At 51.8% G+C, this 13225-nt stretch carries 12 protein-coding genes and 1 tRNA gene; 3 read left to right on the forward strand and 10 right to left on the reverse strand.

All coding sequences use genetic code 11. The annotated features are described in order from the left end of the window. Window positions 1-1878, forward strand: a complete 1878-nt coding sequence (locus ACYVHX_RS25290; protein WP_460674485.1) for a M61 family metallopeptidase — start codon at window positions 1-3, stop codon at window positions 1876-1878. On the opposite strand, the gene ACYVHX_RS25295 is transcribed toward ACYVHX_RS25290, so the two are convergent. Further along, window positions 1875-2123 (reverse strand): hypothetical protein, encoded by a 249-nt coding sequence (locus ACYVHX_RS25295; RefSeq protein WP_460674486.1) that lies wholly within the window; start codon window positions 2121-2123, stop codon window positions 1875-1877. The two genes, ACYVHX_RS25290 and ACYVHX_RS25295, sit on opposite strands and share 4 nt — an antisense overlap. 55 nt (window positions 2124-2178) lie before the next feature. Between ACYVHX_RS25295 and ACYVHX_RS25300 the strand changes: the two genes are divergently transcribed. After that, entirely contained in the window at window positions 2179-3225 is a 1047-nt protein-coding gene (locus tag ACYVHX_RS25300; protein ID WP_460674487.1) for a tetratricopeptide repeat protein, read from the forward strand. 1 nt (window position 3226) lies between these two features. Here the strand turns inward: ACYVHX_RS25300 and menD are convergent, their stop codons facing one another. The 6 genes from menD to ACYVHX_RS25330 all read right to left on the reverse strand — a co-directional run bounded on the left by menD (window position 3227) and on the right by ACYVHX_RS25330 (window position 10687). Next, window positions 3227-4963 carry a 2-succinyl-5-enolpyruvyl-6-hydroxy-3-cyclohexene-1-carboxylic-acid synthase gene (menD, locus tag ACYVHX_RS25305; RefSeq protein ID WP_460674488.1) on the reverse strand — a complete coding sequence of 579 codons (1737 nt, stop codon included), beginning with the start codon at window positions 4961-4963 and terminating at the stop codon, window positions 3227-3229. Between the two features lie 109 nt (window positions 4964-5072). Continuing rightward, complete coding sequence (locus ACYVHX_RS25310; protein WP_038118528.1) at window positions 5073-5936, reverse strand: sigma-70 family RNA polymerase sigma factor; 864 nt, start codon at window positions 5934-5936, stop codon at window positions 5073-5075. A gap of 118 nt (window positions 5937-6054) precedes the next feature. Beyond that, complete coding sequence (pnp, locus tag ACYVHX_RS25315; RefSeq protein ID WP_460674489.1) at window positions 6055-8196, reverse strand: polyribonucleotide nucleotidyltransferase; 2142 nt, start codon at window positions 8194-8196, stop codon at window positions 6055-6057. Between the two features lie 193 nt (window positions 8197-8389). Next, entirely contained in the window at window positions 8390-8665 is a 276-nt protein-coding gene (rpsO, locus tag ACYVHX_RS25320; RefSeq protein ID WP_460674490.1) for a 30S ribosomal protein S15, read from the reverse strand. A gap of 90 nt (window positions 8666-8755) precedes the next feature. Then, complete coding sequence (locus ACYVHX_RS25325) at window positions 8756-10285, reverse strand: LptF/LptG family permease (protein WP_460674491.1); 1530 nt, start codon at window positions 10283-10285, stop codon at window positions 8756-8758. A gap of 6 nt (window positions 10286-10291) precedes the next feature. After that, on the reverse strand, window positions 10292-10687 hold the full coding sequence (locus ACYVHX_RS25330; RefSeq protein ID WP_460674492.1) for an START-like domain-containing protein: 396 nt from the start codon (window positions 10685-10687) through the stop codon (window positions 10292-10294). A gap of 111 nt (window positions 10688-10798) precedes the next feature. On the opposite strand from ACYVHX_RS25330, the gene ACYVHX_RS25335 reads away from it, so the two are divergent. Further along, window positions 10799-10872 (forward strand) — tRNA-Met (locus ACYVHX_RS25335). Window positions 10873-11016: 144 nt separating this feature from the next. Here ACYVHX_RS25335 and holA read toward each other — a convergent pair. The 3 genes from holA to ACYVHX_RS25350 are packed head-to-tail and all read right to left on the reverse strand — an operon-like array spanning window position 11017 to window position 13166. Next, the gene (gene holA, locus ACYVHX_RS25340) at window positions 11017-12036 is read right to left on the reverse strand and encodes a DNA polymerase III subunit delta (RefSeq protein ID WP_460674493.1); all 1020 of its coding nucleotides are present in this window, start codon (window positions 12034-12036) and stop codon (window positions 11017-11019) included. 41 nt (window positions 12037-12077) lie between these two features. Next, entirely contained in the window at window positions 12078-12683 is a 606-nt protein-coding gene (locus ACYVHX_RS25345; RefSeq protein ID WP_460674494.1) for an acyl carrier protein phosphodiesterase, read from the reverse strand. Window positions 12684-12695: 12 nt separating this feature from the next. Next, entirely contained in the window at window positions 12696-13166 is a 471-nt protein-coding gene (locus ACYVHX_RS25350; protein ID WP_460674495.1) for a deoxycytidylate deaminase, read from the reverse strand. Between the last annotated feature and the right edge of the window lie 59 nt (window positions 13167-13225).

Consider the following 13225-nt stretch of genomic DNA (forward strand, 5'->3'; position numbering starts at 1 on the left):
ATGAAAAAAAATCATTGGCTTTTCTTTTTCCTTGCCTTGCCGCTCTGGGTCGCCGGAGCAAATCCAACGCTTCCTTGGCCCGAAACATCCCCTTTCGTTGCGGTTCCGGCCATTTCCTATATTCTGTCGATGCCCGAACCCCAAACGCACTATTTCGAAGTTGAAATGCGGGTGAACGGCGCAAATGCCGGTTTGTCAGCCGGATCTCCAAACGGATCAAAAACCGCCCCGAATGGGTACATCGATGTTAAAATGCCGGTCTGGACCCCCGGTTCCTACCTGATTCGCGAATACGCCAAAAACGTGGAAGGGTTTCGGGCTTCGGCGGGTGGGCAGGCCGTTCGCTCGGAAAAAATCCGGAAAAACACCTGGCGGGTTTATTCCACGGCAGAATCCCTCACGATTCGCTACAAAGTTTACGCGTATGAATTGAGCGTGCGGACCAGTTTTCTGGATGCCACGCACGGTTACCTGAACGGGGCCAGCATTTTTCTCTACGTGGATCAGCTCCGCAATCAACCGCACCGCTTACTTATTCAGCCTTTTAAAGACTGGAAAAAAATCAGCACCGGTTTAGCGGCCGTTCCCGCTCAGACCAACACCTACGAAGCCGCCGATTATGACGTGCTGGTCGACAGTCCGATTGAAATTGGCAATCACCACACCTTCTCGTTCACGGCTGCGGGAGTGCCGCATACCGTCGCGATGGTGGGCGATAAACTATACGACGATGCCAAACTGGCCGACGACCTGAAACGGGTGTGCGAAGAAACCTTCCGGGTGATTGGCGAACATCCCTGCAAAGAGTACACTTTTATTATCCACCAGACTCCCACGGGCGGGGGCGGTTTGGAGCACGCCAATTCCTCCACGCTGCAAATTACCCGGAATGCGTTTTTGAACGGGAAATTGTACCAGGATCTGCTAAGCCTGGTGGCTCATGAATACTTTCATTTGTGGAACGTGAAGCGAATTCGCCCCAAAGCCCTCGGACCGTTCGATTATGAAAACGAAAATTACACGCACCTGCTCTGGGTGGCCGAAGGCATCACGAGTTTTTACCAGACCGCCATTTTGCAGCGGTGCGGTTTCATGGGCTCGGAAGCCTATTTGCGGTCGTTTGCGGGCGAAATTACGGGTATAGAAAATTTGCCGGGAAATCAGGTACAGTCGGTGGCGGAATCAAGTCTGGACGCCTGGATCAAGTACTACCGCCCGAACGAAAACTCGGTGAACAGCACGGTTTCGTACTACAGCAAAGGCAGCGTGCTGGGCGGTTTGCTAAATCTGACCATTGTATCGAGTACCAACGGGCAGAAAAACCTGGACGATGTGCTGCGCCTGTTGTATTCGAATTATTACAAGAAACTGCAACGCGGTTTTACCGACGATGAATTTCAGGAAGCGGTTGCAAAGGTGGCCGGTCGAAACCTGGATACCTTTTTCCAGAATTACGTCTTCGGTACCGAAAAAATTGATTTCAACAGTTTTCTGGCTCCGGTCGGTTTGCAACTCGTTGACGCAAGCGCCAGCAAGCAGGATGCTTACCTGGGAGCCATGACGAAATACACCGACGGAAAACTGACGGTTTCGTCGGTCCGGCGCGACTCACCGGCCTGGATCAGCGGGTTAAACGTCAACGACGAAATTCTTTCGGTGGATAACCTGCGGGTGAGCAACGATCTGGAACGTATTCTGGACACGCATCATCCCGGAACTACCGTTTCGGTCGTAGTGAATCGCGCTGGCAAACTAAAAACCCTGTCAATTTCCCTGACTGGCAACCCACTGGCCGCTTTCCGGATTCAGCCCGTGGCCAGTCCGACGCAGGAACAGCGGGATCTGTACAAAAAGTGGCTTTCGATCACAAATACTTAATCGAGTTCGTGGCGCCCGATGGTGCTCATGAAATCGTCGTGCATCTGGGCAAACCGCTCGTTGACCCGTTGTAGGAAAAGATCATCGACTAAGGCGATCACCTCGTCTTCGGAACCGACGTCCATTTCGCTGATCTTATAGGTCTGTTCGTACATCCCTGCTTCTATTTTGATCAGGTATTTATTGTTCCAGACATATAGGCCAACCCGGAACGCTGGATGCAAAATTTCTTTAATATAGCGCATATTGTTGCGACTTAACACTGTTAGACTGTCAAATTTACAGCATTTTCATATTTAAATGACCCCCTTCATTCGCTTTCATCTCTTGTATCGCTCGTTAGTCGTTGTTCATTGCTGCCTCTTTTTCGGCTGTTCCAATCCGGAGAACAGTGAAGCGGTGGTGTTTTTTCAACGGGCAAATTTAGCGTTCAAATCGGGCGAATACCGTCAGGCTATAAAATTTTACAATGAAGCCATCGAAAAAAAACCGGACTTTGCCGATGCCTACAACAACCGGGGATTAGCCCAGTACCGAATTGGTGATTTTCAGAAAGCCCTGGACGATTACAACCTGGCCGTTGAAAAAGACCCGGAATTTTGGCAGGCCTATTTTAACCGCGCCGAAATTCGGGCGGATCTGAATGATCTGAAAGGCAGTGCTGATGATATGGCTAAAATTCAGGCCGTTTATAAAGACTCATCGTACTTTTACGTTCGGCTGGGAAATCTTCAGGTAAAGCAGGACCAGAGTTCGGCGGCTCAGGCGTCATACGAAAAAGCGCTCGCATTGAACCCTAAAAATGCCGAAGCCCTGACCAACCGGGGCGTGTTGTATTTCAATCAAAAACAGTACAATCTGGCCAAAACCGACTTTCAGCAGGCGACCCGCCTGGATTCAAAACAGCATTTTGCCTTCAATAACCTGGGTTTGCTGCTGGGTCGGGAAAAAAAATACGCCGAAGCGCTGCAACTTACCGACCAGGCTTTGGCGCTTCAACCGTCGCAACCCTATTACCTTAATAACAAAGGGTATCTGCTGTTGCAATCCAACCGGCCGGATGAAGCCTTGAAATTGATTCAGCAATCGATCAAGCTCGACGATCAGAATGGATGGGCACACCGGAACCTGGGCTTGTATTACCTCACGAAACAGCAGGCCGCTCAGGCCATTTCGTCGTTTCAGGTGGCCGAGAAGCTCGATCCGTCCGTCGAAAATGTATACGCTTATCTGGGGCAAGCCTATCAACTAGCCAACGATCCGACCCGGGCGTGTCAGGCCTGGAAAACCGGCGCCAAGATTAGCGATGAGCTGGCGCAGGAGTCCCTAAAGCGTTACTGCCGTTAAGTTATTCTAATCCTTTATCAATCAGATTTTTATACTCTTTAAACCGATCCGCATTGATGCGTCGGTCGGTTTCAATTTCCAGCAATTTGGCGCGGTGACTTTCGCTAAAAAAGTCCGCCAGGACAGTTCTTAAATCCCCGTAATTGGATGCTTTTATATAGAGCAACCCGGCATCTTTGGCCGTATTTTCGGCCGAAAGCGGCTGACTTGTTTCAAAAAAATCGTCCAGTTCGAGTTGTTTGGATGGTCCGTCAATGATTCGGAAAATGTTACCACCGTGATTGTTAAGAACGATGATCCGCAGGTTGGGTGGCACCAGATTGTTCCAAAGGGCATTGCGGTCGTAAAAGAACGCGACGTCGCCAATGAGCGCGGTAACGGTTTTGGGGGTCGTCAAAGCCGCACCCACCGCCGTGCTTAAACAGCCGTCGATGCCGCTGGTTCCGCGGTTGGCGAACACCTCGACCTGTTGCTTTTCGTCCAAACCGCACAAATTCACGTACCGAACCGGCATGCTGTTCGCTACATGAAGCTGACTATTTACCGGGAATGCGTCCAGCAGCCGCTGCACCACCGCCCATTCGTGAAAAACCGCTTCGTCGTTCAAAAAATGGCTCACCAGCCGGGCGGCTTTCCGGTCGAGCGTTTGCCATTGTACCTGAAAATCCGCATCCAACACGTCATCGTCGTTGCTGACAAAGCGCTGATAGTCAATATCGTAAAACAGTTTTTCAAAGAAAGCCGTGGGTTCGTAGGGAATCAAACGGGTCATTGACTGAAACGGGTCCGCCAACCGGTGGTGCGCTTGAATGTGCCAGTGTTGCCGGGGCGGCTGTTTACGCAGGAAAAGCTTAAACTGCTTGGAAATAAACGACTGGCCGCAGGTCAGCACCAAATCCGGTGCCAGATTTCCCCGGAGGGTTTCATCCGTCAGATTCAAAAAAACATCCTGCTGCGTCACGAATTCGCCATTTTTCGGCAGATTGGAAATCACATCGCCAACGACCGGCACCCGCCATTCGTCACTGATTTTTTTTAGAATGGCCAGCAAAGCCGGATCGTGGGGGCCCTGGCCAATGGCAATCAGTTTCCGTTCCGCCGACTCCCACTCATCCTGCAAACGGTGCCAGGTTTCCGCAGACAGCGCCGAAGCCGTCGCCAGTTGTTCAATGACCCGCACCGGACCAAACTGAAACGGTTCGTCGGTAGTCGGGTACAAGGGTTCGCGCAGGGGAATGTTTATGTGAATGGGGCCAAACGCTGCCGTACGTGCCAGATCGACCGCTTCATTCACGATCCGTTCGGCAAACCAGTGGGCATCCGGATGAACAAAGTCGGCGGGCAGCTCAAACGACTCCTTCACGTTTTTGCCAAAAATACCGGTTTGGTAAATGGTTTGCCCGTCGAGCTGGTGCGTCCACTCCTTTGGTCGGTCGGCCGTCAGAATCAAAAGCGGGATTTCCTGAAAGTAGGCTTCGGCCACTGCCGGCGCCAGGTTGTAAACCGCACTACCGGACGTGCAAACGAGAATAACCGGCTGCCGAATTTGCTGGGCAATGCCCAGGGCGATAAAACCGGCGGATCGTTCATCGGCTAAAACCCAGGTCGTAATTTCCGGGTGGCGGGCCAGCGCCAGCGTAAGCGGAGCACTGCGCGAGCCGGGCGAAATAACCGCCTGCCGGATGCCTTTGCGCGCACACAGCTCGACCAGATTCAGAATGGGTTGGTGAATAGCCACAACGTGTCTTGCTAAAAAACGGAACTGCAACAAAAAAGCCGGAACCGCAAAGTAACTCTGCGATTCCGGCTAAGGTTCTGGGTTGATCCGGCAAAGGGCCGAAAACCGCTTATCCTAAATACGTCTTCAACGCTTTGGAACGCGAGGTGTGACGCAGGCGCCGAATGGCTTTTTCTTTAATCTGCCGAACCCGTTCGCGCGTCAGGTTAAATTTCTCGCCAATTTCCTCCAGCGTCATCGCGTGTTCGCCGTTTAATCCGAAATACAGGGTGATCACGTCAGCTTCCCGTTGGGTCAGCGTCGATAGGGCGCGTTGTACTTCTTTACGCAGCGAATCGTTGATCAGGCCCGAATCCGGTTTGTCTTCGCCATCATTTTCGAGAACGTCGAGCAAACTGTTTTCTTCGCCCTGCACAAACGGAGCATCCATGGAAACGTGGCGACCCGAAATTTTCAGCGTGTCAACCACTTCGGCGGCCGAAATCTCGAGCACGGCCGCCAATTCCTCCGGCGACGGTTCGCGCTCAAACTTCTGCTCCAGATCGGAGAACGTTTTCGAAATCTTGTTCAGGGAACCCACCCGGTTGAGCGGCAGACGAACAATCCGTGACTGTTCGGCCAGGGCCTGCAGAATCGACTGGCGAATCCACCAAACGGCATAGGAAATAAATTTAAACCCCCGGGTTTCGTCAAACCGTTGGGCGGCTTTGATCAAACCCAGGTTTCCCTCGTTGATCAGGTCACCCAAGGACAACCCCTGGTTCTGGTACTGTTTTGCGACGGAGACAACAAACCGCAGGTTGGCTTTGGTCAGCCGCTCGAGCGACAACTGGTCGCCTTCGCGGATTTTCTGGGCCAACTGTACTTCTTCGTCCGGCGTCAGCAGATCCACTTTACCAATCTCTTGCAAATACTTATCAAGCGACTGGCTCTCGCGGTTGGTAATCTGTTTGGAAATTTTTAGCTGTCTCATGTACGGAATACTGCCTTCCGGCGGTCCGGTTTTATTACTACTTCATCAGGCTATATGCCATTGCAAGTCCAAATGGTAACGAAATCGTAAACTGATCTTGTACACTAAAAACAACAAATCAGGCTGGATTTTTGTTCACTGGCTTGGGCAGCAGGATTTTCCGCGAAAGACGGTATTTTCCGGTTTTTTTGTCGATGTCGATCAGCTTCACGCGGACCTCTTCGCCAACTTCCAGAACGCCTTCCATGGTTCCCAAACGATCCCACTTGATCTCCGAAATATGCAATAAACCGTCTTTACCCGGCAGGAACTCGACGAACGCACCGAACGGCATAATGGTCTTTACTTTTCCATCATAAATTTCACCAATCTCCGGCACCGTAGCAATGCCTTTGATGCGGGAAACGGCTTTATCCATGCTGGTTTGGTTCGTCGCAAAAATATTAACGAAACCGGCATTGTCTTTTTCTTCGATAACGATGGTCGCTCCGGACTCCTTCTGGATTTCCTGGACCACCTTACCGCCCGGCCCGATAACGGCCCCGATAAATTCGCGGTCAATTTTAATTGTAACGGCCCGGGGAGCGTGCGGTTTCAGATCCGGTCGGGGAGCCGACAACGTCTTATTCATCTCGCCCAGAATGTGCAGACGTCCCGCCCGCGCTTGTTGCAGCGCCTGCGTCAGTACGTCATACGACAAACCGTCGACTTTAATATCCATCTGGCAGGCCGTGATGCCCGCTTCGGTACCCGTCACTTTAAAATCCATGTCACCCAGGTGATCTTCATCGCCCAGAATGTCGGACAAAACCGCGTATTTTCCGGAGTCGTCCGTAATCAGACCCATCGCAATACCGGCCACGGGAGCTTTGATCTTCACCCCAGCGTCCATCAGCGCCAGCGTACCGGCGCAAACCGTCGCCATCGAAGACGATCCGTTGGATTCCAGAATATCGGAAACGATCCGGATGGTGTACGGATTATCGGCGTCCGGCGGCATCACTTTTTTCAATGCCCGGTGCGCCAGATTTCCGTGCCCGATTTCCCGGCGACCCGCCCCGCGATTCGGTTTTACTTCGCCCGTTGAAAAACCGGGAAAGTTGTAGTGCAGCAGGAATTTTGCGTAGCCCTGAACCATGGCCTGGTCGACAATCTGCTCGTCCATTTTCGTTCCGAGCGTCACGGTGGTCAGCGACTGGGTTTCGCCCCGCGTAAAAACCGCTGAGCCGTGGGCCGACGGCAGGTAATCCACATCCGTGGTGATCTGCCGGATTTCGTCCAGCTGCCGACCGTCCAGTCGATAGCGTTCGTCCAGCACCAGGCGACGCGACGCTTCCCACTGAACATCGTGGAAATACTGTTTCGCCAGCGTCAGTTTCAGCGGATCTGTTTCGCCATCCGGGAACAGGACGGTTTTGAATTCTTCAAAAACCGCCTTGAACGATTCGCTGCGGACCTTTTTGTTTTTATTGGCCTGCCGGGCTACGGCGTATACTTTATCGTAAGTTTGCTGATGCACCAACTGACGCAATTCTTCGTCGTGCGTTTCGTGGCTGTACACCCGCTTTTCCTGCTTGCCAACGGACGCTTCCAGTTCTTTCTGGGCGGCACACTGGAGTTTGATCACTTCGTGGGCGGCTTTCAGCGCTTCGACCACTTCTTCCTCGGAACATTCGTTCATCTGGCCTTCCACCATACAAATGTCTTTGGCCGTTGCGGCCACGATCAGATCGAGCGTTGCCCGTTCCAGATCGGAGGTTTTGGGGTTGATCTGGTATTCGCCGTCGATTTTAGCGACCCGAACCTCCGAAATAGGACCGTTGAACGGAATGTCGGAAACGGCCAGGGCCGACGAAGCCGCCAGGGCCGCCAGCGCATCGGGCTGCACCTCGGCATCCGCCGAAATCAGGGTAATCATCACCTGAGTATCAGCGTGGTAGTCTTCCGGAAAGATCGGACGCAGGGCCCGGTCAACCAGCCGACTGATTAATACTTCGTGATCGCCCAACCGACCTTCCCGGCGCTGAAAGCTGCCCGGAATCCGTCCGGCTGACGCGAACTTCTCTTGATAATCAACGGAAAGCGGCAGAAAGTCGGCCCCTTCTTTTCCTTCTTTGTTCGATACCACCGTTGCCAGCAACATGGTATCACCCAGCCGGACGACTACGGCCCCATCGGCCTGCCGGGCCAGTTTGCCCGTTTCGATGGTGATCGTTCGTCCGTCAGGAAGGTTAATGGATTGCGTGATGATTTGTGACATACCTATATAATAATACCCTCTACAGCCGCATTTTAAACCGATTGCTTCTTAACCAAGACCGCAATATCTAGATACTCGCCGACCGCTCGTTCGGACCATCCGAACGGAAAGAAATTAAAAGAAAAAATCTACCTGATCAGGTAAACATGAAATCAGGGAACCTGTTTACCGATTCCCTGATTCAATGATGATTTTACTTCCGCAGCCCTAATTCAGCAATAATGGCCCGGTAACGACTAATGTCTTTTTGGTGCAGGTAGTCCAGCAACCGACGGCGCTTCCCAACCAGTTTAAGCAGACCCAGGCGGGTGCCGTAATCGTGCTTGTGTTTTTTCAGATGCTCTGTCAGGTGGTTAATCCGGAATGTAAACAGAGCGATCTGAGATTCAGCCGACCCAGAGTCTTCCGTGGTTCTTTTGAACCCCTGGGCAGCAAAGATTTCTTGCTTTTTTTCGGTGTTTAAATACATCGTCAGACAGCTAAAACTATTGAATAAAGTGAATGAAACGCAAAGGTACGGCTTTTTTCCTGAAATGGTTTAAAACCAGCGCATAATATTTCAGGCCAGATCGGTCTGTACGCGCCCCGACCGCCAGTTGGCATAGCGCTTTTTCAGCCGCTCAAACCCGATGACGTACACGTCTTTATCAAACAACCGCGAATCATTACGCGCCTGTTTCATCAGGTAAAGGCCAATCGGCAGCAGGATCACGTTGGCCATCCAGGCTCCGGCGGGCACCCACACCAGTCCGTCTTTGGCGTACTTGTCGCCCGTCAGGGTCAGCACATACAGGAGGATAAAGAAAATAATGGAAACCAGAACCGGAATCCCAAAACCGCCTTTCTTAATGATGGCCCCCAGCGGAGCACCGATCAGAAACATAATGAAACAGGAAATGGCCTGGGTGAACTTGTGATGACTTTCCAGTTCGTAGCGATTGACGGTTTTGGCCTTTTCTTTCAGGTAGGTCTGGTTCGATTCGGCATAAGAAAGCATGTTGCGGGCCTGCGACAGGGCCATATCGGTCGTTTCACCCTGTATCCGGGCCGCCACGGGCTGCTTCAGCAGCGAATCGATCCACTTCCCGGCCCGAACCACGGGCGGCCCAACCACAGTCGCGGTTGTGGCCGTTGGAGATGATGGAATGGGCGGAGCCGGGAGCTTGAACTGGTAACTGTAGTACTGCCGCGAGGTGGTAGCGGTGCTGGCCAGGGTAGTCCGCAGTTCCTTCTTGAGCGAATCAGTCAGCATCGCCAGTTCGCTCAGATTCTTCATGTATTCGTGGTATTCAAACTGCTGCTCGTCCGTTCGTTTCAGTCCGTACGAATCCAGGCTGATCCGCAGTTTATAGTGCTGAAAACCGTTACGGAGAAATTTGGCCAGTTGGTTCGGTGAACCGTTGCTGGCGTACGACATGGTCGAGTTGTCGGTATATTCGGTGTAATCGTTGCCGTTGTACAACTCAAAAATCAGGTACTGTTTGTCCGGCGTAGTAAACATCCGGCCCGAATCGGCCAGGATGATCTCGCGGTTGCCGGTTTCCAATCCGCTTTCCTGATGTTTGTAAATGACCATGCCGCGGAGCAGGTCGCCCTCTTTCCGGTCCGCTTTAATGCTGTAGCCGGGCAGGTCGTTGTAGAAAATCCCTTCCTTGATGCTCAGGGTAGCCTTGGAGGATTTAATGTCCCACAATAAACTGTAGCCCTTGAGATTGGCCCAGGGTGCCACTTTGTTGTTAAACCAGAAAGAAAATAGGGCGATGCCGGTGGCGACAATCAGAAGCGGACGCATGGCCCGGGTCAGGGAGATGCCGGCGCTTTTCATCGCCGTCAGCTCAAAAAATTCACCCAGATTGCCGTAGGTCATCAACGACGACAGCAAAATCGCCAGCGGCAGGGCAATCGGAACCGTAATGAGACTGAAATAAATAAGAATTTTACCAAAAACCGCCAGTTCCACATCTTTTGATACAAACTGATCGATGTAAAACATCATCAACCGCATCAGAAAGATGAAAACCACCACACAAAGCGTCAATACGAACGGTCCCCAGAATGACTTCAGTACGAGCTTATCAATTTTTTTCATCGCGCCCTAACTCCCCACAATTTCTTTTAACTTATCGATTAAACTGTTCCAGAGCGATTTAAGTTCATCAGCATCGGTGTTAGAGGAGTAGTCGGTGATGCGCAAAAACGTGGATTGGGTCAGTTCACTGACATCAACCCGAAAGTCGATGTAATTATGTTCTTCGGGCGCCGTGCCGGTTCCGTTCAGAAACTCGAAACGCACGCTTTTATTCTGACGAATGGAAACTTGCCGGGCCAAATGGCTTTCATTATCCCAGAAAAAATCAAACTGATGATCCGGGCGGGTGTTGACTTTGTTGGCAAACCATTGAGAAAGTCCGGAAGCGGTGCTGATATAGGGAAAAAGGACTTTCGGAGAGGCCCGAAGCTCGTATTCCGCAATGAATTTGTATTTTTCCATATCAGTGAATTTTAAAGGGTAATGTGGCAAAGTTAGCAGAATTTTAACACGGTACTCAAAAAGGTGATTTGGAGTAGATTATTTTTTTCTTACTTTTGTGGCACGAAATCTGGCGGGGTAGCTCAGTTGGTTAGAGCACAGGATTCATAACCCTGAGGTCACGAGTTCAACTCTCGTCCCCGCTACAGGAAGCTGCAAAAATCGTGCAGATAGCGAAACCGCCCTCTACCCAGGCGGTTTTTTGCGTTTAGCACTTTACCTTTTGGGGTGATGGCTCACCAGCATATTAATTCCGGAACGAAAGAGGCCCCTCCGACGTATTTCAGGGCTTAATGCAGAATTTCAAACACCAGTTGCCGCAGGATTGCGCCTTCGTTGATGGTAGGAGCCTCTACCCCTTTTGAAGTGGCGTCGGCCTGCCGGATGGAATGAATGATTCCGGCAACTTTCCACAGCGGATACGCCCGGGCCGTTTGCAGATAATCCTTGACGAAAAAGGTGTGCACGCCCAGTAAAGTCGCCAGCGCTTTTTCCGACTGGTCCCGGGATGCCTGCACCATCAGCACTTTGGTGAAAAACTGGTAGAGAATGATCAGCATCGGCGGCAACGGATTGTCTTTGGGATTGCGGCTGAAATAATCAACGATGCGGTTGGCTTTCAGCACGTCCCGCAGCGTCAGGGCTTTCTGCAGCTCAAAAACGTTGTATTCTTTACTGATCCCAACCAGTCGCTCAACAGTTTCGGCACTGACTTCCTCGCCGGTTTTCAGGTTGATCATGATCTTGTCAATTTCCCCGGCCAGCCGTTTCAAATCGTTACCGATGTAATCGAACAGCATCTGGATGGCTTTCAGGCTGATCTTCACCTGCTGCTGGCGGCAATACTCGCCGATCCAGTCCGGCACTTTGTTGTCGTACAGCTTTTTCGAGTTCAGCAAAACGCCCTTTTGACCGATGGCTTTCGCCAGGGCTTTGCGCTCATCAAACGGGCCGGTGTGGCACAACACCAGCACCGTCGACGGCAGGGGTGCCTTGGCGTAGTCTTCGAGCAGCGACTGATTCGCTTTTTCGCCCAAACCGCCCAGTTGCTGCGCTTCTTTGACCAGCACCAATTGCCGATCGGCCATGAACGGATACCTGCGGGCCATGTTCATCACCGCCCCCACCTGCGCGTCTTTTCCAAACACCACAAATTGATTGAAACCCTTCTCGTGTTCCGGAACGACGGTTTTCTCGAGTTCGTCCGCAATCATCTCCACGAAGAACGATTCATCGCCGTGCAGCAAATACACGGGAGCAAAATTTTTCTTTCGAATGTCTTTCAAGAGCTGATCAACGGCGGGTGTCATAACGATAACCTATATACGTAATTAAGTATCCATTTAGTTAATTAGTCAGCAGGTCTGGCGGACGCAAGAAAATCGCGCACATGGTGCTGCAAATCAGGAAAAAATCGGTCGAAGCCCTGGTCAAAAATGGCATAATTTTCCTTTAAATCCTCGATGGCGGTGTCCAGATTCGAAACAAAAGCCGTCCGCCGGGCAATGCCTTTCAGGCTGCGGTCAATGCCCTCCAGGTACTGGTAATTCGTCAGCCAATCCTGTTGGATCATGTACCCGCTCATCCGGCGGGCGGCATCGGGCAACTGATTCTGGTGGGTTTGCAGAAACCGGTACAGCCGGGGGACAAAAACCGCCAGCGGCTGCTGCGCAATCTCCGAAAAATGCCGGGCCAGGAAATGGTCCAGAAACACATCGATGGCGGCACCGGCGTATTTGTGACAGCGCGGCCGCACCAGGACCCGCATTTCCTCAATCAGGGGATGATGATCCGTGAATGAATCGATCTGCCGGTGCAACCAGATGCCGCGCTGCACACGCACCGACAACCCATGCCGCGGGTGTTCGGGATTTCCCTTGATAAAATCCGCGATAAAATTGCCAATGATCAGGCCATCGTCGTGGCCCGACAAAAATGCGTGTGCTAAAATATTCATCCCAAAAACCGCCTACAGATGCGGGTCGCCCTGCACAAATGCCGCTTCAAACCCTGCCGTTGGCTGGTACTGCACGGCTTCAACACCGAATTTACGCAAAAATTCAACACCCTCGTCGGTGGGGATACCTTTATACTGCGCGTAGGAATGCAGAAAAACTACTTTGTTGATTTTCATGCTGTAGATGATCCGCGCGCACGCAATGCAGGGCGACAGGGTGACAAAGATCGTGGCTCCCTCAACGGTAGAACCGTTTTTTGCCGCGTACAGAATGGCATTTTGCTCGGCGTGCAGCGCCAGTGAACAGCTCCCTTTTGAATCGCGCGGGCAGCCGACCCCCGGAAATTCTTCATCGCAATTATGGGTCCCGGAGGGCGGGCCGTTGTAGCCAATGGAAATAATCCGGGTATCTTTGGCCAAAACCGCCCCCACCTGGGCCTTAATGCAATGTGACCGTCGGGAAAGATTGACGGCCAATTCCATAAATATATCGTCAAAGCGCGGTTTAATCATCTGACATCAGTCATAGCGGATCCGGTTTC

This window comes from Larkinella ripae, from assembly GCF_054780775.1.